Annotated in this window: 2 protein-coding genes; both read left to right on the top strand. The window is 70.2% G+C overall.

Translation table 11 applies throughout. The features are described from left to right. Positions 1-143 precede the first annotated feature (143 nt). The gene (locus tag LOY02_RS18690; protein WP_317183873.1) at positions 144-755 is read left to right on the top strand and encodes a carboxymuconolactone decarboxylase family protein; all 612 of its coding nucleotides are present in this window, start codon (positions 144-146) and stop codon (positions 753-755) included. Beyond that, on the top strand, positions 752-1,621 hold the full coding sequence (sigJ, locus tag LOY02_RS18685) for an RNA polymerase sigma factor SigJ (RefSeq protein ID WP_317183872.1): 870 nt from the start codon (positions 752-754) through the stop codon (positions 1,619-1,621). Before LOY02_RS18690 ends, sigJ begins: the two co-directional genes overlap by 4 nt. Positions 1,622-1,646 lie beyond the last annotated feature (25 nt).

Here is a 1,646-nt window from a genome sequence, read left to right as displayed (position 1 = left end):
CCCCACACGCATCGCGACCTCGCACGCGCGACCTGGCCCAGCGGCATACGGCCTGAGGCTGCCGGTGCGCGGATGTCACACTTCGGCGACGCCCCGTGTCCACCCCCTGACGAGACAAAACCCACCCGCCACAGGAGGACACCATGGCGATCACCACGCCCGTCAACACGCCGACCGTCGCAACGGTCAAGCCCACGGTCGGCACCGCCCGCATCCCGCTCGACCACCCGAACAGTGTGTTCCTCCGGATCGCCCGCTGGTGGAGCACGCGGAAGTACGGCGCGATGCTCGAGCCGGCTCTCGCCGCGCTGCACAACCGCAAGGTGCTGACGACGATGTCGCTGCTGGAGCTGTCGGTCCCCCGGTGGTCGAGCCTTGACCCCGACCTGCGCGACCTCGCAGAAGGTGCCGTGAGTGCAGAGATCGGGTGCAGCTGGTGCATCGACTTCGGCTACTTCCTCTCCCGCAACCGGGGCATGGACCCGGCCAAGCTCGAGGCTCTCGCCGACTGGAGGGCCAGCGACGTGTACACGCCCCTCGAGCGGCAGGTGCTGGAGTACGCGGAGGCCATGACGAGCACGCCGCCCACCGTCACCGACGAGATGGTCGAGGGGTTGCGAGCATCGCTCTCTGACGAGCAGCTCGTCGAGCTGACTGCGATGATCGCGGTGGAGAACCTCCGATCCCGGACCAACGCAGCCCTGGGACTGACCAGCCAGGGCTTCAAAGCGCACTGCGAGGTGCCCAACCGATGACCGACGACCCCGCGGCAGCGGCCTTCGAGGAGCATCGTGGCCTGCTGCTGGGAGCGGCGTACCGGCTCCTCGGCGTCCACTCGGATGCCGAGGACGTCGTCCAGGAGACCTGGCTCCGGTGGAGTGCCGTGGACCCGGCGACGGTCAACGACACGCGTGCCTACCTGCTCACGATCACGTCACGGCTCGCGCTCAACCGGCTGCGCGAGCTCAAGGCACGCCGCGAGAGCTACGTCGGCCCGTGGCTGCCCGAGCCGGTCGCCACCGCGACGAGCGACGACCCGGCGAAGGCGGCCGAGCTCGCCGACGAGGTGTCGATGGCGATGCTCATCGTCCTCGAGTCGCTCACCCCGCTCGAGCGAGCCGCCTTCGTCCTGACCGATGTCTTCGGCATGGCATCGCCCGAGGTGGCCCACGCCCTCGGGCGGTCACCCGCCTCCGTGCGACAGCTCGTCTCGCGGGCCCGGTCCCACCTCGCCGCGCGTCCACCGCGTCAGGTCGTCGAGGAGAGCCGCCACCGGGCCGTCATCGAGAGGTTCCTGGCCGCCGCCGTCACGGGGGACGTCGAGGGGCTCATCGCGGTCCTGTCCCCCGACGTCACCCTCGTCACCGACGGAGGTGGCGTCCGGCGGGCGGCACTGCGCCCGATCCACTCTGTCGAGAAGGTGATCCGCTGGATCCTCGGCGTGCTCCGGAATCCCGAGACGGCGAACGTCGCCGCAGAGATCCGCACGCTCAACGGCGAGCCTGCCGTCGTGGCCCGCGGACCCGACGGCGTGCACTCCGTCTACTTCATGACGGTCGAGGACGGCCGGATCACCGACGTGCACGCGATCAGCAACCCGGAGAAGCTCGGCGCCGTGTGAGCTCGGCGCGGTCTGAGCTCGGCGC

Source organism: Intrasporangium sp. (assembly GCF_032907665.1).
In the GTDB taxonomy this organism is placed as follows: domain Bacteria; phylum Actinomycetota; class Actinomycetes; order Actinomycetales; family Dermatophilaceae; genus Intrasporangium.
This window is presented reverse-complemented; position numbering and strand designations above follow the sequence as displayed.